The organism is Mesorhizobium sp. NPDC059025, from assembly GCF_042739655.1.
Classification (GTDB): Bacteria; Pseudomonadota; Alphaproteobacteria; order Rhizobiales; family Rhizobiaceae; genus Mesorhizobium.
On sequence record NZ_JBHYIM010000001.1, the window covers coordinates 565,184 to 584,671 of the forward strand.

The window sequence follows — 19,488 nt, forward strand, 5'->3', positions numbered from 1 at the left end:
CGCCTATCTTGCCACGAGGAGAAGGCGAGCCGCTTCACCCGTGTCGTTCGGATGCGGAGGTGGGCGCTGTCTTGCACAACACCAGAAGAGTTTGCTCAATGACATCGACATCGAATGCTGGCGCAGCCGGTCGCGATGCTTCTGCAACATCGCCGCAAAGTCTACCACTCGGCGGGCTGCTCGCACTCGCGACAGCCGCCTTCATTACACTTCTGACCGAAATCATGCCTGCCGGCCTGCTTTCCTCTATCGCGCAAGGTCTGAACGTGTCCGAAAGCCTCGCGGGTCAGTTCATCACCACCTACGCAGTGGGCGCGCTTGTCGCTGCCATTCCCGTTACCTTTCTGACGCAGGGGATGCGTCGTCGTCCTCTTCTGCTCGTCGCAATTTCCGGCTTTGCCGTCGTCAACCTCGTCACGGCGCTGTCCGATGACTATACCATTTCAATGGTGGCCCGTTTCTTCGCGGGCGTCCTGGGCGGTATCGTCTGGTCGTTGCTGGCTGGCTATGCGGTCCGCATGTCGCCATCCCATTTGAGTGGGCGGGCGATTGCGATCTCGGGCGCTGGTGCGGCCATTGCGCTGGTGCTTGGCGTTCCGCTTGCAGCATTGCTCGGCCGGATCATCGGCTGGCAAGGCGCCTTCGGCTTGATGACCGTTCTGTCGCTGGTGCTGATCGCATGGGTGATCGCTGTCGTGCCGGATTTTGCTGGCCAGACGAGGGAACAGCGTCAGTCATTGATCGGCGTGTTTCTGACGACCGGCATTCGGGCTGTCATGTTCGTGGTCTTCACTTTCGTCGTCGCCCACAACATTCTTTACATCTACATTGAACCCTTGCTTCAACCCTCCGGTCTGTCGGCGAACGTGGATGTCATCCTGTTCATTTTCGGCCTAGGGTCCATCGCGGGCTTGTGGGTCGTGGGCGCTCTTGTGGATCGCCGCCTCCAATCCCTTGCTTTGGCAAGTGTCCTGACCTTCGCGGTCGCTGCTGTGCTGCTCGCCTTCTGGGGTGACGTTGCGCAGATGATCTATCCCATCGTCATCGTCTGGGGGCTGGCCGTCGGCGGCTTCGCGACGATCACGCAGACAGCTTTGTCTCGCTTCGCCGGCAGTTCTGTTGACGTGGCCCAGGCCATGTACACCACCGGCTGGAACACGGCAGTTGCGGCTGGCGGTGTCGTTGGGGGCGTCATGCTTGACCGCACCGGTACAGGTGCTTTTCCCCTGATCGCCCTCGCGATTCTAGTCTTCACTTTTGTCGGAGTGCTGTTCGCAATGAACAGGGCATTGTCGCGCGCCTGCTGACAAACATGCGAAGACGCTCGTACACATCTGCAGGAATAGGCAATCGCTTTGGGCGTATCCCTCGGCGGCACTTGGAGCCCCCGACAGAGGATCCGTAAACCCACGTCTTGCACGGGTGGGACCCGCAAGACCATCTGGTTTGGGTGTCAGCCCCTCGACTGCTGCACGGCAGCGTAGAGATTGGTGCAGCGCGTGCCTGAGCGGCAATAGGCGAAAACCGGTCCGGGCAGGGCGTCCAGAGCTTCGGCCTGGTCGTCGACATTCTGTGCGGTCATCTGGCCGCTGATGACCGGTACCCAGCGGAATTCAAGCCCCGCGGCCTCGACGGCGGCCTGGATCTCGCCAGCACTCGGCTGGCCGGGGTCTTCATTGTCGGGGCGGTTGCAGATCACGCTCTTGAACCCGGCAGCCTTGATTGCCGCGACGTCCTCGACGCTGATCTGCGGTGAGACGGAGTAGGCGTCGGAAATCTGGCGGATGTTCATGGGGCGGCTCCGGGGGCGGGATGGGATGTTGCGCCTGTCATGCCATCCCGCGCGTTGGGCTGCAACCTTCGCCTGTTGGGGCAGCGGCGATCTTTCCGACCGGCGCTGCCCGGCGAACTAGGCGGCCCTTTCGCTGTCCAGCATCGCCATCTGATGTTCGGCGTAGCGCTGGCCGGCCGCGGCACCCCTGGGCGCTGCGGTTTCGATGGCTGCGACATCGCTCTCGGAAAGAGCAAGGTCGAGCGCGCCAAGTGCTTCCGCAAGACGATCCCGCCGACGGGCGCCGACCAGCGGCACGATATCGTCTCCCTGTGCCAGAACCCACGCGATTGCGATCTGGGCGACACTGGCATTACGCGCTTCCGCAACCCGGCGCAGCGCGTCGACCAGCCTGAGGTTGCGATCGAGATTATCGCCCTGGAATCGCGGGCTATGGCTGCGGAAATCGGTTCCAGCCGTTGCTCTGGCTTTGTCCCAGTGGCCACTGATCAGGCCGCGCGACAGGACGCCGTAAGCGGTTATGCCGATGCCGAGTTCGCGACACGTGTCGAGAATGCCATCCTCGATGCCACGCGACAGCAGCGAATACTCGATCTGCAGGTCGGCAATCGGATGCACGGCGGCGGCACGGCGAATGGTTTCGGAACCCACCTCCGACAGGCCGATATGCTTGACATAGCCTGCCTTGACGAGGTCGGCGATGGCGCCGATCGTTTCCTCGATCGGCACATTCGGATCGAGCCGCGCCGGCCGGTAGACGTCGATCGCCTCGACCCCCAGTCGCTTGAGGCTGTAGGCCGCCGCGGTCTTGACTGCATTTGGTCGAGTGTCGAAGCCAAGCCAGCCTCCGTCGGGACTGCGCTGTGCGCCGAATTTGACGCTGAGCATCACCGGGCCGGCGCTGCGCGTGGCTAGCGCTTCGGCGATCAGCATTTCGTTGTGACCCATACCGTAAAAATCGCCGGTGTCGAGCAGTGTGACGCCGGCATCCAATGCGGCATGCAATGTCGCCAGGCTTTCTGCCCGGTCCGTCGGACCATAGAGATCCGACATGCCCATGCAGCCAAGTCCCAGGCGGGACACGATGGGTCCGTTTCTTCCAAGAGTATGTTCGCGCATGGCCATTCCTTTTGCGTTGAGCCGATGATCGAGGCTTGCCCGCAAAGATGGCGCATGCTGAACTGTACGATAAGATAGCCTTTTCAAAATGGACTGTGCGGATTTTCGTACAATGCCGATCGACCTCAACCTGCTTGCCGCTTTTGCCGCCGTCGCCCGCCGCCGTAATTTCCGGGCGGCCGCGGTAGAACGTGGGGTGTCGGCCTCGACGCTCAGCCAGCAGGTGCGCGATCTCGAGGCGGCACTCGATCTGCGGTTGCTCAATCGCACCACGCGTAGTGTCGCGCCGACCGAAGCCGGCAGGCGGCTGCTTGAACGGCTGGCGCCGGCGCTCGCCGACATCACGTCGGTGGTCGATCATCTGCAGTCGGACAGTGATAGCCCAGGCGGAACGTTGCGCATCAACGCTCCACAGCCGGCGATCGATCTTGTCCTGGCGCCGCTTCTCGGCCCATTCCTCGGTGCATTTCCCCGCATACGGATGGAGATTGTTGCTGAAACGGCCTTCATCGACATCGTGTCAGCCGGGTTCGATGCAGGCGTGCGCTGGGGTGAAAGCCTGGCACAGGACATGGTCGCCGTCCCGCTCGGTTCATCCCAACGCTATGTCGTGGTTGCGACGCCTTCCGTCATCGCGGCAGGCCCGCCGATCCTGCAGCCGCGCGACCTGCTTGGACGTCCCTGCATTCGCACGCAGTTTTCGAGCGGAATGAAGCTGCCATGGGAATTCGAGCGTGACGGCGTACTTGAAAAGATCGAGCCGGAGGCAAGGCTGTTGTCCAGCAACATCACCTCGCAACTGCGCGCCTGCCTTGATGGTGTCGGCTTCTGGGCGACATTCGAGGACTATGTTCGGGCGGACATCGAGGCTGGTCGGCTCGTCAGCGTGCTCGACGACTGGCTGCCCGCGTTTCCCGGCCCGTTTCTCTACTATGCCGGCCGCAGGCATGTGCCCGCGCCGCTGCGCGCCTTTGTCGATTTTGTCAGGCGGCAGCGGCGTGGTGTCTAGAGCAATTCCAGGAAAAGCGTGCAGCGGTTTTCCGTCCGGAATTGCGTAAGAACAAGGAATTGGAGCGTTTCCGCGTTTCCGTGAAAAACGGAAACGCTCTAGCCTTGGGAGGAGGCTATTCGGTAACGTGTGTTTCGCCGGAACCACCGACAGCGACGATGTTGAAAGGCTTGCCGGCAAGCGGGATGTCACCAGTCTTTGCAAAGCTCGTTGCATCGACGAGATGAAGTTGACCCTTCAGCGGATCGGTGACGACGATGCGATCATCTGCAACGGCGATTCGTGGGCGCGGATCGCTCCAGTGGCCGTCCATCGAGTAAGGCTCGGTGAGCTTCACGGACTGTGTGATCTTGCCCGCGACGATGTCGACTTGATGGAGTTGCCCGTCCTCGGTGAAGGCATAAGCGAAACGTGGACGTATGGGGTCTACCGCAAAATGTACGCGGCGTGTCGGCAGGTCGACCGACCGGAACAATTCCTTCGTTGATGGATCTATCAGCAGCAGCCGGTCGGAGCCGTAGTTGCCGAGGAAATACTGCAGGCCCTTGCCGCCGAGCAGCGTCGTCGCTTTTCCATTCGGCAGGTTGGCCGGGTAGGGGATGTGCTCGACAGACGGGCCCTGATCGCCATCGCGAACCAGCAGGAGACCGGTGGCGCAGGCAAAGGCCAGCAGTTTGCCCGATGTGGCCTCGCCGTGCAGATCCGGGCAGGCATGGATGTCGCCGACCTGCTTGCCGGCGCGGTCTACGACACGGATGCCGACCGGCAGTTCGTCGGGTTTTTCCTTGTTGGGTTCCGACAACAGCACATAGTCACCATAGACAGCTGCAACGCCGTGATGCGGTGCCTCGCTCTTCACTTCGCGGGTACTTGGCCCGCCGTCCAGGACGGTTTTTTCATCAACTATCCTTGCGATACCCTCTCCGTCGAAGAAGAGAGCGAACTCGCCGTCGTGCTCGACGAAATGCGACGGCTTCGTGCCGGTGATCTCGGTTCCCGTCAGTTTGGGAGCGGTGACTTCGATATCACCATGGTCGCCATGGTCCTCGAAGGTGATGCCGGTGGAGACGGCGGAAACTGCGTCGGCCTTGCCCTGAACCGCAAAGACAGTGCGGCCGCTGGCGCTGCGATACAGCGAGGCCGGTCCTTTCAGCGGCAACGCATCGATCTTATTGCCGGTGAGGGCATCGACGACGTTGATGACCGGTTCTGCATGATCCGAGACAAACAGGCGCCATGCGGTCTTTTCCTCGGCGGAGGATGAGGTCGTGGCCATACTCGCAGCAAGCGCGGCGATCGAGGCTGCAGCCAAAAGGCGTTTCATGGAAATCTCCTGTAATGTTATTTAATAACATATTTGAGCCAAAAATGAGCGGAAGGGAGTGCCTTCCGCCGGGAAGTCGAGCCGGTCGATAGATCGGCGAAAAGGCAGCTGTTTCAGAGCGGAATGCGGTGAGGGGATATCGCGCTGCGCTCCATCCATTGTTTCTTTAGACAGAATCTCGAACGGAACCTTGGCGATTGTTGCATCGCCAACGTTCCGTTCGGATCCATGCATCAACTGCCGAGGATAGCGCCCTTGATCTGCTTGATGTTGTTGCGCATCAGGTCGATGTAGGTGGAGGCGGGACCATCCGCCTTAGACAGGGCGTCCGAATAGAGCGTGCCGCCCACCTTGACGTCCGTCTCGACCGAAATCTGTTCGATCAGTCGCGGATTGGTGATGTTTTCGACAAAGATCGCCGCCGCCTTGTCCTGTTTCACCTGTTCGACCAGCTTGGCGACGTCGGCGGCCGACGGCTCGGATTCGGTCGAAAGTCCCTGTGGTGCCAGGAAGGTCAGGCCGTATTCGTGCTCGAAATAGCCGAATGCGTCGTGCGAGGTGATGACGACGCGTTTTTCCTGGGGGATGGCCGCAATCGCCTCACGCACCTCCTTGTCCAGTGCGTCGAGTTTTTCGGTATAGGCGGCAGCGTTTGCCTTGTAGGCATCGCAACCGGCGCTGTCGGCATTGCAGAAGGCATCGGCTATGTTCTTGACATAGACCTTGGCGTTCACGACCGACTGGAATGCATGCGGGTCGGTCGAGCCGTGATTGTGGCCCTCATGCCCACCTTCGGCTGCTTCGGCCTCGGCAAACTCCGGCTTGAAGTCGATTGGTGTGATGCCTTTGGTCAACTCGACGATCGCTGCCTTGCTGGCGCTTGCCTCGACAAGGCGCTGCAGGAAGCCTTCGAAATGCAGGCCGTTGACGAGGACCAGTTTGGCGGACGCCATGGAAACGGCGTCGGCAGGGCTCGGCTCGTAGACATGGGCGTCGCCGTCTGGCCCGACCAACGTCGTCACATCAATCCGATCGCCACCGACATTCTTAGCGAAATCACCGATGATCGAAAAGCTCGCCACGACTTTCAAAGGCTCGGCAAAGGCATGTCCCGCGGTCAGGGTTGTTAATGTTATAACGCTCAATATCAGGGCGCGACGGATTGATTTCAGCATAGCCAACTCCTTTGAACGGTCAGGCGGTTCTGTGGCGGTGGTGGACGAGGCGCGAGCGCAGCACGCCGCGCGGTCCCGCCAGCAGGGAAGCAATGTAGGCAGCACCCGCCGAGAGGATGATCGCCGGCCCGGACGGCAGCGCTGCATGATAGGACAGGAGCAACCCGGAGGTGCAGGCGGCGAAGCCGATTGCGACGGCAAGCACGCACATTGGTCCGACGCGTTGGCTCCAGAAGCGGGCGGCGGCGGCCGGAAGGATCATCAGGCCGACTGAGAGAAGGGTGCCAAGCGCCTGGAAACCACCGACGAGATTGAGCACGACCAAGCCAAGGAAGATGAAATGCACGGGACTGCCAAGCCTGCTCACCGAGCGCAGGAACAGCGGATCGAGACATTCGGCGACGAGCGCCCGCCAGAACAGGAAAAGCGCGGCCAGTGTCACCACGGCAATGCCGCCGATCAAAACGAGCGCCTCATTGTTGAGTGCCAGTACCGTGCCGAACAGCACATGCATCAGGTCGATGCTGGAGCCACGGATCGAAACCATCAGCACGCCGATCGCCAGCGAGATCAGGTAGAACGCCGCCATCGACGCGTCCTCGCGCTGAATGGAGAAGCGCGAAACCGCACCGGCCCCGAGCGCGACAATGACACCGGCGATCAGTCCGCCGACTGTCATGGGCAGGATCTCAAGCCCGTAGAACAGGAAACCTGCGGCGGCACCCGGCAGGATGGCGTGTGCCATGGCGTCGCCGGAAAGGCTCATGCGCCGCAGCATCAGGAAAACGCCGACCGGGCAGGCGCCGAGCGACAGCATCAGCGAGCCCGCCAAAGCCCGCTGCATGAAAGCGAAATCGGCAAAGGGAGCGATGAAGAAGGTGTAGAGCGAACTCACGATGCCACCCTCCGCTTGGCGGAGTGGGCGTGATGGTCGTGGTCATGATGTGGGTGATCATGCTCATCTGCGCCGTGGTCGTGACCATCCGGTTCGCACCAGGGCGCATCGTCTTCCCAAGCTTCGTGGAACCTGCGGGCGCGCAACATGTTTTCCGCGCTCAACGTCGCCGAGGTCGCCCCCCAGGCCACCGTGCGGCGCGCAAGCAGCAGCGTCTCCGGGAAATTCTGCCGCACCAGTTCGAGGTCGTGCGCTACCACCATCACCGTGCGGTCTTCACCGTGCCAGCGCTTGATCAAGGCGATCAGGTCGCCAACCGTCTTGGCGTCGATGGCGTTGAATGGTTCATCGAGCAGGATCAGGTCGGCATCCTGTACCAGGACACGGGCGAACAGCGCGCGCTGCAACTGGCCACCGGAAAGCGTGTCCAGTGCGCGAGGTTCAAAGCCCTCGAGGCCGACTGCCATCAATGCCTTGCTCACGGACGCGCGATCTTCGGCGGTGTGCCGGCCGAGCAATCCGCGGCGCGGCCAAAGCCCAAGGGAGACCAGATCGACGACGCGTGCGGGGAAACTGCGGTCGAGTTCCGACTGCTGCGGCAGATAGGCGATGCGGGTGCCCGGCATCTTGACGACGGCGCCGGCCATCGGCCGCAATGCCCCGACGATGCCTTTCATGAGCGTGGATTTGCCTGAGCCGTTGGCACCGACGACCGCGGTCAGCGAACCCTTCCGGACTGTTCCGTTCAGGTGATGAACGGCCGGATGGCTGCCATAGCCCAGGGTGAGGTCGCGAAAGGTGAGGGCAGCTTGGCTCATGGTGGTCCGTACTCTTACGAAAGAGGTCGTATGTTATGTTATTACATGTGTCAACATGAGCCGAGAAAAAAGCTGTGGCGTTCGTGAAAGGCAAGAAAACGCCGCCGCGCTATGACAGCGGCCACGACTGATTGCGCCTGCGACGGTATTCGGCGGGCGTGACCTTGTCGGGGGGCGAGGCGCTCTCTAAAGAAGCCTTTCCAATCAGGAAAGGACTTATCCATGAGCGTTCGTCGCATCGATGTCGGCCCCCGCATGAGCCAGGTGGTCATCCACGGCAACACCGCCTATCTGGCCGGTCAGGTCGGCGAAGGCAAGACCGTCGGCGAGCAGACCAAGGATATCCTGGCGACCGTCGATGCGCTGCTGGCCAAGGCCGGTACCGACAAGACCAAGATCCTGCAGGCGATCATCTGGCTCTCCGACATGAGCACCTTCGCCGAGATGAACAAGGAATGGGACGCCTGGGTTCCGCAGGGCAACACGCCGGCCCGCGCCACCGGCGAGGCCAAGCTGGCCGGCCCGCAATATCTGGTCGAGATCATCATCACCGCCGCCATCTGAGGCGTCGGCGTCTTACTGCTTTGGAGCGTCGGCCGGTGTCGACGCTCCACCCGGATGCATGGCAGGCGGAACATCGTCCATCAATGCCTTCACCCAGACGACAATCCGCTGGGCGATGAAATCGGTGGTTCCCGGCGACAGGACATTGCCGGCGATGACGTGGTTGTCGGGATCGCCGCTGTTGTCGATAGGCACCTCTTCATGCAGCGTGCCCCAGCGCGAAGCGATTTCACGCGTTCGTTCGGGTCGAACCACCTTGTCGTCGTTCGAGAAGATGAAAAGCGCGGGCACCTTGGCGTCTCCGACCGGCGCTCCATAAGCAAGCTGGGTCAGAGCAGCCATCGGCAGCAGTGCCGTGGTGGGATAGCGCCAGGTCCAGTATTTTTCCTGCAGCGCATTGCGCGGCACAAACGAGCGCTCCTTGCCGATGATCAGCTCTGCTAGCTGCTTGCCCCATGGCCACAACAGCATCTCGGAGCCAGAAGCCTGCACGCCATAGTTCGGTGAAAGCAGCGCCATGCCGATAACGTCCCTGGAGGCATCCGGCTGGCTTGCCGCCCAGGTTGCAAGCGAAGCGCCCGTCGACGTGGCGATGACGATTACCTTGTCGCCGATTGCCCGGCCGATGGCGAGCGCTTCCTCATAGTCGTTGATCCAGGCGTTGACGTTGCCCTCGGCCATTGCCGCGTCACTCTGACCGTGGCCTGTCAGGCGCGTATAGAACAGATTGGCATCGAGTTCCTCCGCCACCTTGTCGGCCAGCGGACGGGTTTCTTCCTTGGAGGCGGAGAAACCGTGGATGTAGACGACCGCCAGCGGCGTCCTGGCATGAATCATCGGGTTGGCCCAGATGATCTCCTTTTCCAGGCCGTCCCGGATGTCGGGCAGCTTGGCTTCCTCGCGAATGATGTAGGCCTGTGGATCGTCACCGATCTTCGCCGGATCGAAACGGATCTTGGTGTCGACCGATACGCGCGGCCCCAAGAAAGCCGCCAGGACGATCAGGATGACCAGACCCAGGAACATCACCGTGATACGGCGCCCCATGACAAACTCCAGACTAACCGGCGCAAACTATTGTGATGGCTGGCAACAGGCAACCGGGTGGGCCAGATGCCAGGACAAGTCCCTAGATGGGTTGGCGCGGCTTGCGGCCGAAGCTCAACGGCCTGTCGCCCCATCCTGTCATCCGGTTGAGGAACCAGTGGCGGAGCGGGTGCGGCAACATGCCGAGTACCTTGAGCCATAGCGTGAAACGACGCGGGAAGGTGATCTCGAAACCGCCTGTTTCGATGCCGCGCATCATCCTGTCGGCCGCGCAGGCCGAGGAGATGAGCGCTGGCAGACGAACACCATTCTTCTGCGTCATCGGCGTGTCGATGAAACCAGGGTTCATCACCTGGACCCGGATGTTCAGCTTGTCGAGATCGAATTTCAGCGACTGCGCCATGATATTGATGGCTGCCTTGGTGGCGCCGTAGGCGGCGGTGGTCGGCCAGCCGAAATAGGCGCTGATCGATCCAACCATGACGATATGGCCGCAGCCCCGCTTGCGCATGAATTTCACCGTCGGCACCAGCCCGTGCACGATACCCATCACGTTGACATCGAAAGTGCGGCGGAACTTGCGCACCGACAGATTGTCGCCGGCGACTTGCGTGTAGCTCCCCGCATTGAAGACGGCGAGCGCGATGGGGCCGAGATCGGTCTCTATGGCGACGACGGCGTTGGCCATGCCCTGTTCATCCGTGACGTCGCATGGGAAGGCAACGATCCGGCCAGGCAGGGAAGCGGTTTCTGCAATCAGCATGCCGATATGGTCTTCTTCGCGTGCGGTGACCGCTACGACGAAGCCTTTCGCTGCCAATTCCTTCGCGAGTTCCCTGCCGATGCCGGAACTGCCCCCGGTGATCCAGGCAACGCCGTCTTTCGGGCTGGCCCGATAGAGTGTCATTCAGTGTCCCGAAAGCTCTTTCAATGGGTCATCTAGCCGTGCGTAAGTCGAAAGGAAAGCATGTTCTTGGATGCCCACTATTTTAGTTTTGACTGATGTTTTTCATTGTCAGGCGAAGTTGCAGCAGCGGATGCAACTGGTCCAGGCCAATTCGAGCCTTGAAACGGCAGCCCAGCGTTTCTAGGGTTCTTCGCTGACACGAGAAGGATTCCTCATGCACCGTTCGGTGATCGACGCTATCGGCAACACGCCGCTGATCCGCCTCAACCGCGCCTCGGAAGAGACCGGCTGCGAGATTTTGGGCAAGGCAGAGTTCATGAACCCCGGCCAGTCGGTCAAGGATCGCGCCGGCCTCTTCATCATCCGTGACGCCGAACGGCGCGGCCTCTTGAAACCGGGCGGCGTCATCGTCGAGGGAACTGCCGGCAATACCGGTATCGGGCTGACACTGGTCGCCAAGGCGCTGGGCTATCGCACGGTCATCGTCATCCCCGATACGCAAAGCCAGGAGAAGAAGGATACCATCCGGCTGCTCGGCGCTGAACTGATCGAGGTTCCCGCGGTCGCTTACAAGAACCCCAACAACTACGTGAAACTGTCGGGCCGCCTTGCAGAGCAAATGGCGAAAAGCGAGCCGAACGGCGCGATCTGGGCCAACCAGTTCGACAATGTCGCCAATCGCGACGGTCATGTTCAGACCACTGCGCAAGAAATATGGGCGCAGACCGGTGGCAAGGTGCACGGGTTTGTTTCCGCAGTCGGTTCAGGCGGTACGCTGGCCGGTGTGGCGGCGGGTCTCAAGGGCAAGAGCAACGACGTCAAGATCGCGTTGGCCGATCCTCTGGGCGCATCACTTTTCTCCTTCTACACCAACGGTGAGCTGAAGGCCGAAGGCAGCTCGATCACCGAGGGTATCGGGCAGGGGCGCATCACCGCCAACCTCGAGGGATTCACTCCGGACTTCTCCTTCCAGATCCCGGACGAGGAAGCACTGCCGATCGTTTTCGACCTTATCCAGGAGGAAGGGCTCTGCGTCGGTGGTTCGACAGGCATCAACATAGCCGGCGCCATCCGCCTGGCCCGCGAGCTGGGACCGGGTCACACCATCGTGACCATCCTGTGCGACTACGGCACGCGCTACCAGTCGAAACTGTTCAATCCGGAATTCCTGCGCAGCAAGAGCCTGCCGACACCGGAGTGGATGGAGGCGGTGAGTACCATTTCTGTGCCTTTCGAACAGGTGGCGTAATGGCCTTCAAGACCGAGGCGGTTTTCCGCGACGATTCCTATCTGAAGGAATTGGAAGCGACCGTGCTGGCTATCAACGATCGTGGCGGCATCATTCTCGACCGCACCGTCTTCTATGCAACCTCCGGCGGCCAGCCGGGCGACACCGGTCGTCTCGAGCGCACGGATGGCAGCCGGATTGTGATCGCAGCCACGGTGACTGGCGAGACCAAGGACGAGATCATCCATGTCCCGGCGCCTGACCAGCCGGTTCCGGCTGTCGGTGAGAGGCTGAAGGCCGCCATCGACTGGGATCGCCGCTATCTGCTGATGCGCATGCACGCCGCCTGCCACCTGCTCAGTGTGGTGTGCCCATTTCCCATCACCGGGGCGGCCGTTGCCGAAAACGATTCCCGCGTCGATCTGGATATTCCCGACACCGGCTATGCCAAGGAAGAGGTGACGGCAAAGCTGATGGAACTGGTGAGGGCTGACCATCCCGTTTCCATCGAATGGATCACTGATGAACAGCTGGCCGCCAATCCGGGCCTTGTGAAGTCCAAGAATGTCCGCCCGCCCAGCGGTACAGGTCGTATCCGCCTCGTGCTGATTGGCGAAAACGCTTCGGTGGACAGCCAGCCTTGCGGCGGTACGCATGTTGCCCGCACAGGCGAAGTCGGCGAGATTCATATAGGCAAGATCGAAAAGAAGGGCCGCGAGAATCGGCGCTTCCGAATCCGGTTCGGGCCTTTGCCGGTCGCCTGATCGGCCCGGCATCAGATATTTGGGAGTATAGCATGGCCGAGGATAGCCCCTTTACCGTCGACGCGGACTGGCTTGAACAGCGGCTGGGTCAGCCCGGCCTGTCGATCGTCGACGCCTCCTGGTATCTGCCAGCACAGAAGCGGGATGCGCGCGGCGAATACGATGCCGCGCACGTTCCAGGAGCTGTGTTCCTCGATCAGGATGCCGTTTCCGACCGGGACTCGCCACTGCCGCACACGCTGGCGTCGCCACGTGACTTCGCCCAGTATGTCGGAACGATGGGCATTTCGGCAGATGACACGATTGTCGTCTATGACGGGCCGGGCTTTTTTTCGGCGCCGCGTGCATGGTGGATGTTCCGCGTCATGGGTGTGTTCCAGACCTACATTCTGGATGGCGGCTTCGATCGCTGGAAAGCAGACGGACGTCCGGTGACAGCCGAGCCCACCAAGATCGCGCCAGGCATCTTCCATGCCGATTTCGATGCTTCCAGGGTAGCCTCACTCGAGGATATGCGCCGTGTTGTCGCCAGCAGAGAAGGTCAGATCGCGGACGCCCGTTCGCCGGGGCGCTTTGCCGGCGCCGAGCCGGAACCGCGCGCGGGTGTACGCCCCGGTCATATGCCTGGCGCACATAATCTGCCCTACAGCGCGCTGTCTGAAAACGGTGTGCTGCTGCCGAAGTCGAAACTGCGTGAGATTGTCGAGCAGGCCGGGATCGATCTGTCAAAACCCGTCGTCACGTCATGCGGCTCGGGTGTGACGGCCGCCGTCATCACGCTGGCGCTGGAAACGCTCGGTCATACCGACAACCGGCTCTATGACGGTTCCTGGACCGAATGGGGCGGGCTGCCGGACACGCCGGTGGAAGCAGGCAAGGGTCGCTGAGCGAATGAGCGCCGACGACCAGGAGCAGATCGACGTGACGGTGACCTTCCTCGAGATGGAGGTGCCGCCAGCCTACTATCCGCCGGTGCCATACAACCGGCAGATCGCGCTTTTGAAGACGCGGATGATCCCGCTGCATTTCTACCGTTATCTGCAGGATCGTGTCGGGCGCAAATGGCAATGGGTCAATGTGCTCAAGCTTGATGACGATGAACTGGCAGCCGGCCTGCATCGCGAGGACCGCGATATCCGTGTGCTCTATCTCGACGGCGCGCCTGCGGGTTTCTTCGACGTCAAGCCGCATCTGCCTGGAGAGGCTGAACTGGCTTATTTCGGCATGATGGAGCATGCGACGGGGCAGGGCATTGGCCGCTGGTTCCTGGGCGCAGCCATCGAGGCTTGCTGGTCGCACGGGCCAAAGCGGATTACCGTGCAAACCTGTACGCTGGATCATCCGGCGGCGCTGCCGCTCTACCAGAAGCTCGGCTTCAAACCGGTGGCGCAGAAGAAGGAAGTCGTGCGGCCGATGTCTTTTGTCGAGCGGTCGGCCAGCGTCATGCGCTAGAGCGTTCCGTTGTTCACGGAAACGCTCCAGCTTTTTGTTTTTACGCGGTTCCGGACGGAAAACAGCTGACATTTTTCCTGGAATTGCTCGGGAGGCTGCTGAACGGCGCGTTCATTCGCGCTTCAGCTTGGCTCTGCCATGGTGCTGGCAACATCGATCCGGCCAATCTCAGGAGCCCAGTATGATTTCTCGCCGTACCGTCGCCGCTGCGCTGATTGCTTCGATTGCGCTGCCGAGCCTTGCATTTGCGCAGGCGCAGACACCATCTGCCGCGCAGATCGAACGGAAACTGGAAGCGGCACCGCGCATGAAGCTGCGTCCCAACGAGCGCGTCACCATTCGCGAATTCAAACGGCGCCCCGACCTGCGCCGGATGGCACGTCGATCGATATCCAGTCCATCAACTTCGCCTTCGGTTCGGCTTCGATCGACCCATCGCAATATCGCAAGGTCGAGATCATCGCCGACGGCCTGCGCCGCACCCTGCGCCGTGATCCTGATGCACGCGTATTGATCGAAGGTCACACCGATGCCGTCGGTTCGTTCGCTTCCAACCAGGCGTTGTCGGAACAGCGTGCGTCTTCGCTGAAGCGCACGCTGGTGCGTGAATTCGGCGTGCCGGGCTATGCACTGGAGACGGTTGGCTATGGCGAGGAATTCCTGCTGGTGCCGACCGAGAACGAGAACTGGCGCAATCGCCGCGTCACCCTGCGCCGCTTCGACGATTTCATCCGCTGAGGCCAATGCAGGATTCGGGTGGGAGAATACTGGCCCGAAGACATAGGTTCCGGTTCAGGAAAACCGGAGAACCTAACCATGTCCTTCCTGTTCAAGGCTTTGCCGACCGAATCCGTGCGTACGCTGCAAGCAGGCGGAGCTGATGCCTATGGCCACGCACCCGAACGCAGGATCTCCGACGGTGACGGCGTGCCATGCCGGCATTGCCTCAGGAATGTCACAGCTGGCGACGCCTACCTGATCCTGGCTTACCGGCCCTTCCCGGAGCTGCAGCCCTATGCCGAGACTGGACCGATCTTCCTGCACGCCGAGGCATGTGAGCGTGCCGAGGAAACGGCGGCGATTCCGGAGCTGTTCCTGGATACCAAGGACTACATCGTGCGTGGATACAGCGCCGACAACCGTATCGTCTATGGAACCGGCGCCGTGGTGCCGACACCGGACATCACAGAGCGTGCGAGAACGCTGCTGGAGCGCGAGGATGTCGCCTACCTGCATATGCGCTCGGCCCGCAACAATTGCTATCAGTGCCGGATCGAGCGCGGTTGAGCCGAGGTAACGGTTGCTTAACCAAAATCGGTCGAAGATCGCGCCAGCCTGTCACGTGGCTGTTGTATTGAGTGCCTATAAGACGGGTGTCGAACGATTTCACCGACCGCGGATGGACCGGCGGTGATTTTCGACGGACGAGGAAGCGGGGTTCTACCCCGCTTTTTTGTTTTTGCGCGATGACGTCGGCTTATCAGATGCCGCCGTACCAGTCGTAGCCATTGTCTTCCCAATAGCCGCCGCGGCCACCGCCGAAATTGCCGAAGGAATCAACCAGTTCGATGCGCCGGATGTATTTCGGCATCTTGTAGCCGAGCTGCCGTTCGACCCTTACGCGCAGCGGCGCGCCGTTCTCCACCGGCAACGGCTTGCCGTTGAGCCCGTAGGCCAGAATGGTCTGCGGATGGCGCGCGTCGATCAGGTCGATCGAACCATAATATTTGATGTCACCGGAGAGATTGCGGTCGATCGTATCGAGGCAGTGGAACATCACGTAACGCGCCTGCGGTTTCACCACAGCCTGGTCCAGGACCAGCGAGAGCGGAGTTCCTGTCCACTTTGCAATGCAACTCCAACCCTCGACACAGTCGTGTCGGGTGATCTGGGTGCGGCTCGGCATCGCGATCAGTTGTTCGCGCGTCAGCGACAGCGGCTTCTCGACAAGTCCGGTGACCTCAAGGCGCCAGTCGGCAAAATTGTTCGCGAGCAGGCCTTTATAGCTATCGTCGTCGGGGGCGGTAATGCCATTCGGCCGCATTGGCTGGCGGATATCCGCTTCGGTGAACTCCGGTGCAAGGCGCTCGCGCCCTGCCAGCAGGCGTTGCGCCCGATAGGTCACGCCGTTTGCCCCCTCGAGGAAATTGCGCAGGCCGTCACCCATGCCAAGTTGACCGTCGAAGGCATCGCAGCCGGACAGAACGATGCCGGACGCGCCGAGGCCGGCGGCGGTCAGGAATTTGCGGCGGCTGATCTGGAACCTGGCCATTTCTAGTCACTCCGTCCGGTCATGTTTGTCCCGCCATTGGGTGGATCGGTCCGATACCAGCCGGTGATGATCGATCTCAACTCATTGATCGGCCCAGCGGCCAGGATCATCAGCATGTGAACGAGGAAGAACAGGACGAGCAGCACCATGACCGTGAAGTGGATGGTGCGTGCGGTCTGCCGCCCGCCGAACACCTCGTTCAGGAAGGGAAGGACCGCATTCATGCTTGGCGACATGGCAAGCCCGGTCAGGATCATCAACGGCAGAAGAACGAACAGAACGCCGCCATAGGCAAGTTTCTGCAGCGTGTTGTAGCGGCCGGTATGGTGGAAACGCAGCCGGACATGGTCGGCGATGTCGCGCGGCAGATTGCGGATGTCGGCCGGACGCGGAGCAAGGTCGCGCCGAATGTGGCCGTTGAACAGCCCTGCGAGCAGCCAGACGAGCAGTGTTGCACTCAACGTCCAGGCAAAAAAGAAGTGGATGACGCGCGCGGTGCCGAGATCGTAATACGAGGGGACGGTTGCCCAGGATGGGAAGGCGCGAGCGGTTTCATTGCCGGGTGGCCCCGACCAGCCGAGAACGCCAGTGGTATCGAAACGGTAGCCAAGGATCTCCGTAAAGCCGCGCGGACCTGCGTTCGTATTCTCCGCGCCGATTTTCAGGATCGTATTGTTGTAGCCGAAGCCCGATTCCTTGCCGATGTAGAGCTGCGGTCGGGCGTTGAAGATCTGAAGGCCGCTGAGCAGCAGGAAGAACAAGGCAAAGGCCCAGAGCCAATGGGTAAGCCGCGTCCAGCGGTTCTGCCGGTAGACCAGAGGCCCCTTTTTTGACCGGCCTGCCAAGGCTTCTGCGCTTTCGTCGATGCTGGCGATCGCATCCATGCCTGGCCCCTTCTGCCGCATGATACGGCTCGCGAGTGGTTTTCGCATGGTAGTACGAGTCCCGACCTCGTCTTGTTTCACGCCATCACGATTTTGTGCGCGGATCGCTTCAGTTGCCGAGGGTAACAGCGACATTGACCGCTGCCGCCACGATGACCGTGTTGAACAGGAAGGTGATCAGCGAATGCAGGATCACCAGCTTGCGCATGCGGGTCGTGGTGACATTTGTATCGGCGGTTTGAGCCGTCATGCCGATGACGATGGCGAAGTAGAAGAAATCCCAACCCTGGGGCGGCTTCTCACCCGGAAACTGGAGACCGCCAACAGGCTGGCGCATCGCTTTGCCCTTGGCGTCGCGCACCTCGTCGTCGTCTCGCCAATAGACGTGGGCATAGTGGAACGCCGCCATGGTATGGATGGTCAGCCAGCCGAGCGGCAGCGATATCAGCGACGTCAGCAACTCCGTCGAAGAGTGCTTGTGATTGTCGTTGATGATCAGAAAGAGCGAGCCGACGACAACGGCGATGACCGCAACAGTGACGGCAAAGATAACGAAGATCGGAAGATCATCGGCCTGTGCCTTACGGCGCAGGTGCTCGGCGGTCAGGTATGGCATGCGCGCCAGCATCAACCCGACATAAACGAGGAAGAACGCGTCCGCGCCGATGGAATATGCGATGGCGAGCTGGAATTGCAGCGCTATCGCCAGTGCGATCAACCCCACGCAGGCCGCCGCTGCAAAAGGCATCAGGCGGTTTGTCGACTTGCCAATCAATCGTTCCATGAGCGGGCCTGCTGTCTTCAGCTTGGTGCCGCTGATTTGAGCGCGCGTCGCAGGATTCGGTCAAGCTCACCCAGGAACCGCGAGCGATCCTGTGGGCTGAAGCCCGCATTGTAGCCCTTGCTTTCACCGGTCTCGCGCAGATGCTGCTTCAAATCGCGCATGGCAACGGCCATGCCGATGGTTTCCGGCGTGAAGGGACGTCCGGTGGGCCCGAGCACATGGGCGTTGAGGGCAACGGCCCGGGCGGCAAGCGGGATGTCGGCTGTAATGACGACGTCGTTCGCCGCGGCGTTTTCGACAATCCAGTCGTCCGCGGCATCCGCCCCTTTGCTGACGACCACGTTGCGGATCATCGGGTCTCGGGACGGGCGCAAACCGCCATTCGAGACAAATGTGACGGCGACACCGTGCCTTTCGGCAACCTTGACCACCTCTTCCTTTACCGGACAGGCGTCGGCGTCGACATAGATTGAAACGGTCATCGACGTGGTTGATGTCATCCGGCTGCCGCTGTCAATCGGCGTTCCATATCGATATGCGGAATATCGTCCTCCAGATATTCTTCTGAAACCGCGACGAAGCCGAACGTTTCATAGAAGCGTTGCAGATGGCTCTGGGCCGACAGCGCGATAGGGTGATTGGAAAAGAGCTGCTCGCACGCCGCGACGGCTTCTCTCATCACCGCATCGCCCAGGCGTCTGCCTCGATGGTCCGGCGAAACCACGACCCGACCTATGACGGCCGGGTCCCCGGTCTCCAACGGTTTGCCGATGCGGGCGCTGGCCAGCAATGCGCCGCCAGACAACAGGCGCAGATGCAAGGTGTCGGGATCAGCGCCGTCGAGTTCGGGGTAGGGGCATTTCTGTTCGACCACGAAGACGTCGGTTCGCATCTTGAGCATCGCGTAGAGTTCTCTCGGCGAAAATTCATCGAGCGTGCGCACGTCAACGCTGTAGTCAGCTTCGGCCATTTCCGATTCCTGTGAGGTGCCCCAAAACAGGGGTGATGTTCCGGCGCGGCGCATCTTTGTCTAAGGTCAGCGTCGGTAAACGAGGATGGAGCGACCATGGCACATGTGATCGAGCGCGAGCAATGGGCCGAGAAACCGGATGTGTGGCATGGGGAGTTTGAAGGTGGAGCCTTCGGTGCCGAGGTCTCGGTGATCTTCTACAGTTCCGACCAGATCGGTGGCGGGCCGAAATTGCACAGGCATCCTTATCCGGAGGTCTTCATCGTCAGGGAAGGCCGGGCGCTTTTCACCATTGGCGACGAGACGATCGAGGCAAAGGCCGGGCAGATCCTGGTTGCTCCCGCCAATGTTCCGCACAAATTCTCCAACCTCGGGCCCGGGCGGCTCGAAAGCACCGATGTGCATGTCGCTGGCGCCTTTGCCACGGAATGGCTGGAGTAGACATTCGCTCTTCAACTTTCGAACAGCGGCTTAGCAAAAATGA

Annotated in this window: 22 protein-coding genes and 1 pseudogene; 10 read left to right on the top strand and 13 right to left on the bottom strand. The window is 61.0% G+C overall.

The annotated features are described in order from the left end of the window. Window positions 1-98: 98 nt before the first annotated feature. A complete protein-coding gene (locus ACFWYE_RS02680; protein ID WP_379109416.1) occupies window positions 99-1,307 on the top strand; it encodes an MFS transporter in 1,209 nt (402 codons plus the stop codon). Between the two features lie 146 nt (window positions 1,308-1,453). Here the strand turns inward: ACFWYE_RS02680 and ACFWYE_RS02685 are convergent, their stop codons facing one another. Next, on the bottom strand, window positions 1,454-1,792 hold the full coding sequence (locus tag ACFWYE_RS02685) for a TIGR01244 family sulfur transferase (protein WP_379109418.1): 339 nt from the start codon (window positions 1,790-1,792) through the stop codon (window positions 1,454-1,456). A gap of 117 nt (window positions 1,793-1,909) precedes the next feature. Beyond that, window positions 1,910-2,911 (bottom strand): aldo/keto reductase, encoded by a 1,002-nt coding sequence (locus ACFWYE_RS02690; protein WP_379109420.1) that lies wholly within the window; start codon window positions 2,909-2,911, stop codon window positions 1,910-1,912. Window positions 2,912-3,023: 112 nt separating this feature from the next. On the opposite strand from ACFWYE_RS02690, the gene ACFWYE_RS02695 reads away from it, so the two are divergent. Beyond that, entirely contained in the window at window positions 3,024-3,920 is an 897-nt protein-coding gene (locus tag ACFWYE_RS02695) for a LysR family transcriptional regulator (protein WP_379109422.1), read from the top strand. A gap of 115 nt (window positions 3,921-4,035) precedes the next feature. On the opposite strand, the gene aztD is transcribed toward ACFWYE_RS02695, so the two are convergent. From aztD to aztA, 4 genes are all read right to left on the bottom strand, one after another. Next, the gene (gene aztD / locus ACFWYE_RS02700) at window positions 4,036-5,244 is read right to left on the bottom strand and encodes a zinc metallochaperone AztD (protein WP_379109424.1); all 1,209 of its coding nucleotides are present in this window, start codon (window positions 5,242-5,244) and stop codon (window positions 4,036-4,038) included. A gap of 233 nt (window positions 5,245-5,477) precedes the next feature. Then, the gene (aztC, locus tag ACFWYE_RS02705; RefSeq protein WP_379109426.1) at window positions 5,478-6,419 is read right to left on the bottom strand and encodes a zinc ABC transporter substrate-binding protein AztC; all 942 of its coding nucleotides are present in this window, start codon (window positions 6,417-6,419) and stop codon (window positions 5,478-5,480) included. Between the two features lie 19 nt (window positions 6,420-6,438). Beyond that, the gene (aztB, locus tag ACFWYE_RS02710) at window positions 6,439-7,314 is read right to left on the bottom strand and encodes a zinc ABC transporter permease AztB (protein ID WP_379109428.1); all 876 of its coding nucleotides are present in this window, start codon (window positions 7,312-7,314) and stop codon (window positions 6,439-6,441) included. Continuing rightward, window positions 7,311-8,132 carry a zinc ABC transporter ATP-binding protein AztA gene (gene aztA / locus ACFWYE_RS02715; RefSeq protein WP_379070559.1) on the bottom strand — a complete coding sequence of 274 codons (822 nt, stop codon included), beginning with the start codon at window positions 8,130-8,132 and terminating at the stop codon, window positions 7,311-7,313. Before aztA ends, aztB begins: the two co-directional genes overlap by 4 nt. A gap of 222 nt (window positions 8,133-8,354) precedes the next feature. On the opposite strand from aztA, the gene ACFWYE_RS02720 reads away from it, so the two are divergent. Beyond that, entirely contained in the window at window positions 8,355-8,696 is a 342-nt protein-coding gene (locus ACFWYE_RS02720; protein ID WP_101936860.1) for a RidA family protein, read from the top strand. Between the two features lie 12 nt (window positions 8,697-8,708). Here the strand turns inward: ACFWYE_RS02720 and ACFWYE_RS02725 are convergent, their stop codons facing one another. Both ACFWYE_RS02725 and ACFWYE_RS02730 read right to left on the bottom strand, forming a co-directional pair. Then, on the bottom strand, window positions 8,709-9,743 hold the full coding sequence (locus ACFWYE_RS02725) for an alpha/beta hydrolase (RefSeq protein WP_379109430.1): 1,035 nt from the start codon (window positions 9,741-9,743) through the stop codon (window positions 8,709-8,711). 82 nt (window positions 9,744-9,825) lie between these two features. Then, window positions 9,826-10,650 (bottom strand): SDR family NAD(P)-dependent oxidoreductase, encoded by an 825-nt coding sequence (locus tag ACFWYE_RS02730; RefSeq protein WP_379070567.1) that lies wholly within the window; start codon window positions 10,648-10,650, stop codon window positions 9,826-9,828. A 214-nt stretch (window positions 10,651-10,864) separates the two neighbouring features. Here ACFWYE_RS02730 and ACFWYE_RS02735 point away from each other — a divergent pair, with 214 nt between their 5' ends. The 6 genes and pseudogenes from ACFWYE_RS02735 (at window position 10,865) to ACFWYE_RS02760 (ending at window position 15,381) form a co-directional block, all read left to right on the top strand. Further along, window positions 10,865-11,899, top strand: coding sequence for a cysteine synthase A (locus tag ACFWYE_RS02735; RefSeq protein WP_379109431.1), 1,035 nt, complete (start codon window positions 10,865-10,867; stop codon window positions 11,897-11,899). Next, window positions 11,899-12,642: an alanyl-tRNA editing protein gene (locus ACFWYE_RS02740; protein WP_379109432.1), complete on the top strand. Its 744-nt coding sequence runs from the start codon at window positions 11,899-11,901 to the stop codon at window positions 12,640-12,642. Before ACFWYE_RS02735 ends, ACFWYE_RS02740 begins: the two co-directional genes overlap by 1 nt. A 32-nt stretch (window positions 12,643-12,674) precedes the next feature. Continuing rightward, window positions 12,675-13,529: a 3-mercaptopyruvate sulfurtransferase gene (sseA, locus tag ACFWYE_RS02745; protein ID WP_379109434.1), complete on the top strand. Its 855-nt coding sequence runs from the start codon at window positions 12,675-12,677 to the stop codon at window positions 13,527-13,529. 4 nt (window positions 13,530-13,533) lie between these two features. Further along, window positions 13,534-14,094 (top strand): GNAT family N-acetyltransferase, encoded by a 561-nt coding sequence (locus ACFWYE_RS02750; RefSeq protein ID WP_379109435.1) that lies wholly within the window; start codon window positions 13,534-13,536, stop codon window positions 14,092-14,094. Window positions 14,095-14,275: 181 nt separating this feature from the next. Next, window positions 14,276-14,832: pseudogene (locus ACFWYE_RS02755) on the top strand (OmpA family protein). Between the two features lie 78 nt (window positions 14,833-14,910). Next, window positions 14,911-15,381 (top strand): DUF1203 domain-containing protein, encoded by a 471-nt coding sequence (locus ACFWYE_RS02760; protein ID WP_379109437.1) that lies wholly within the window; start codon window positions 14,911-14,913, stop codon window positions 15,379-15,381. 193 nt (window positions 15,382-15,574) lie between these two features. Here the strand turns inward: ACFWYE_RS02760 and ACFWYE_RS02765 are convergent, their stop codons facing one another. The 5 genes from ACFWYE_RS02765 to ACFWYE_RS02785 form a co-directional block, all read right to left on the bottom strand. Next, a complete protein-coding gene (locus tag ACFWYE_RS02765) occupies window positions 15,575-16,366 on the bottom strand; it encodes a molybdopterin-binding protein (protein ID WP_379070583.1) in 792 nt (263 codons plus the stop codon). A gap of 2 nt (window positions 16,367-16,368) precedes the next feature. After that, window positions 16,369-17,250, bottom strand: a complete 882-nt coding sequence (locus ACFWYE_RS02770) for a cytochrome b/b6 domain-containing protein (RefSeq protein ID WP_379109756.1) — start codon at window positions 17,248-17,250, stop codon at window positions 16,369-16,371. 109 nt (window positions 17,251-17,359) lie between these two features. Continuing rightward, complete coding sequence (locus ACFWYE_RS02775) at window positions 17,360-18,034, bottom strand: DUF1345 domain-containing protein (RefSeq protein ID WP_379109438.1); 675 nt, start codon at window positions 18,032-18,034, stop codon at window positions 17,360-17,362. Between the two features lie 17 nt (window positions 18,035-18,051). Then, the gene (locus ACFWYE_RS02780) at window positions 18,052-18,534 is read right to left on the bottom strand and encodes a YaiI/YqxD family protein (RefSeq protein ID WP_379070588.1); all 483 of its coding nucleotides are present in this window, start codon (window positions 18,532-18,534) and stop codon (window positions 18,052-18,054) included. Then, on the bottom strand, window positions 18,531-19,004 hold the full coding sequence (locus ACFWYE_RS02785; RefSeq protein ID WP_379073034.1) for a GNAT family N-acetyltransferase: 474 nt from the start codon (window positions 19,002-19,004) through the stop codon (window positions 18,531-18,533). Before ACFWYE_RS02785 ends, ACFWYE_RS02780 begins: the two co-directional genes overlap by 4 nt. 96 nt (window positions 19,005-19,100) lie before the next feature. Here ACFWYE_RS02785 and ACFWYE_RS02790 point away from each other — a divergent pair, with 96 nt between their 5' ends. Then, window positions 19,101-19,445 (top strand): cupin domain-containing protein, encoded by a 345-nt coding sequence (locus ACFWYE_RS02790; protein ID WP_379070591.1) that lies wholly within the window; start codon window positions 19,101-19,103, stop codon window positions 19,443-19,445. The last annotated feature ends 43 nt before the right edge of the window (window positions 19,446-19,488 follow it).

Excerpts from the sequence above, each read along its gene's own strand:
- aztC (WP_379109426.1), bottom strand. The coding sequence starts at position 6,419 with ATGCTGAAATCAATCCGTCGCGCCCTGATATTGAGCGTTATAACATTA.
- ACFWYE_RS02730 (WP_379070567.1), bottom strand. The coding sequence starts at position 10,650 with ATGACACTCTATCGGGCCAGCCCGAAAGACGGCGTTGCCTGGATCACC.
- ACFWYE_RS02775 (WP_379109438.1), bottom strand. The coding sequence starts at position 18,034 with ATGGAACGATTGATTGGCAAGTCGACAAACCGCCTGATGCCTTTTGCA.
- ACFWYE_RS02750 (WP_379109435.1), top strand. The coding sequence starts at position 13,534 with ATGAGCGCCGACGACCAGGAGCAGATCGACGTGACGGTGACCTTCCTC.
- ACFWYE_RS02770 (WP_379109756.1), bottom strand. The coding sequence starts at position 17,250 with ATGGATGCGATCGCCAGCATCGACGAAAGCGCAGAAGCCTTGGCAGGC.
- ACFWYE_RS02695 (WP_379109422.1), top strand. The coding sequence starts at position 3,024 with ATGCCGATCGACCTCAACCTGCTTGCCGCTTTTGCCGCCGTCGCCCGC.
- ACFWYE_RS02735 (WP_379109431.1), top strand. The coding sequence starts at position 10,865 with ATGCACCGTTCGGTGATCGACGCTATCGGCAACACGCCGCTGATCCGC.
- aztD (WP_379109424.1), bottom strand. The coding sequence starts at position 5,244 with ATGAAACGCCTTTTGGCTGCAGCCTCGATCGCCGCGCTTGCTGCGAGT.
- ACFWYE_RS02780 (WP_379070588.1), bottom strand. The coding sequence starts at position 18,534 with ATGACATCAACCACGTCGATGACCGTTTCAATCTATGTCGACGCCGAC.
- ACFWYE_RS02725 (WP_379109430.1), bottom strand. The coding sequence starts at position 9,743 with ATGGGGCGCCGTATCACGGTGATGTTCCTGGGTCTGGTCATCCTGATC.
- aztA (WP_379070559.1), bottom strand. The coding sequence starts at position 8,132 with ATGAGCCAAGCTGCCCTCACCTTTCGCGACCTCACCCTGGGCTATGGC.
- ACFWYE_RS02760 (WP_379109437.1), top strand. The coding sequence starts at position 14,911 with ATGTCCTTCCTGTTCAAGGCTTTGCCGACCGAATCCGTGCGTACGCTG.
- ACFWYE_RS02720 (WP_101936860.1), top strand. The coding sequence starts at position 8,355 with ATGAGCGTTCGTCGCATCGATGTCGGCCCCCGCATGAGCCAGGTGGTC.
- ACFWYE_RS02790 (WP_379070591.1), top strand. The coding sequence starts at position 19,101 with ATGGCACATGTGATCGAGCGCGAGCAATGGGCCGAGAAACCGGATGTG.
- sseA (WP_379109434.1), top strand. The coding sequence starts at position 12,675 with ATGGCCGAGGATAGCCCCTTTACCGTCGACGCGGACTGGCTTGAACAG.
- ACFWYE_RS02740 (WP_379109432.1), top strand. The coding sequence starts at position 11,899 with ATGGCCTTCAAGACCGAGGCGGTTTTCCGCGACGATTCCTATCTGAAG.
- ACFWYE_RS02785 (WP_379073034.1), bottom strand. The coding sequence starts at position 19,004 with ATGGCCGAAGCTGACTACAGCGTTGACGTGCGCACGCTCGATGAATTT.
- ACFWYE_RS02680 (WP_379109416.1), top strand. The coding sequence starts at position 99 with ATGACATCGACATCGAATGCTGGCGCAGCCGGTCGCGATGCTTCTGCA.
- ACFWYE_RS02690 (WP_379109420.1), bottom strand. The coding sequence starts at position 2,911 with ATGCGCGAACATACTCTTGGAAGAAACGGACCCATCGTGTCCCGCCTG.
- ACFWYE_RS02765 (WP_379070583.1), bottom strand. The coding sequence starts at position 16,366 with ATGGCCAGGTTCCAGATCAGCCGCCGCAAATTCCTGACCGCCGCCGGC.
- ACFWYE_RS02685 (WP_379109418.1), bottom strand. The coding sequence starts at position 1,792 with ATGAACATCCGCCAGATTTCCGACGCCTACTCCGTCTCACCGCAGATC.